We start from the raw sequence: 262 nt of genomic DNA, 5'->3' as shown, positions 1-262 counted from the left end.
GGTCGAATCGGTGTTTCGCGACATGCCTTTCGTACACTATGCCGGACGCACGGCCTTCGAGCTGACGGTCATCGGGCTCACCTGCCTTTTCGGTTATTCCTTCTTCAAATTCGGCTGGTCCTACCGCCTGTTCAACTATTGCACGATCCTGTTCGGCGCCATTCCCATGGTCCACGACGTTAACTCGGACCGCGAGGCGGCGGAGAGAGCGGCCGAAAACGTCATAAAGATGAACATCATCGCTGCTAAGAATTTCAATGAC

1 protein-coding gene is annotated in these 262 nt (G+C 54.6%); it reads left to right on the top strand.

Annotation, left to right across the window (positions count from 1 at the left end; all coding sequences use genetic code 11):
* Positions 1 to 10: 10 nt before the first annotated feature.
* Positions 11 to 262 (top strand): DUF599 family protein (locus tag SB816_RS32645; RefSeq protein ID WP_410548331.1); only part of this gene is annotated, 252 nt, incomplete at its 3' end.

The sequence above is a fragment of the Achromobacter sp. SIMBA_011 genome, from assembly GCF_046535435.1.
GTDB lineage: Bacteria > Pseudomonadota > Gammaproteobacteria > Burkholderiales > Burkholderiaceae_B > Achromobacter > Achromobacter dolens.
This window is presented reverse-complemented; position numbering and strand designations above follow the sequence as displayed.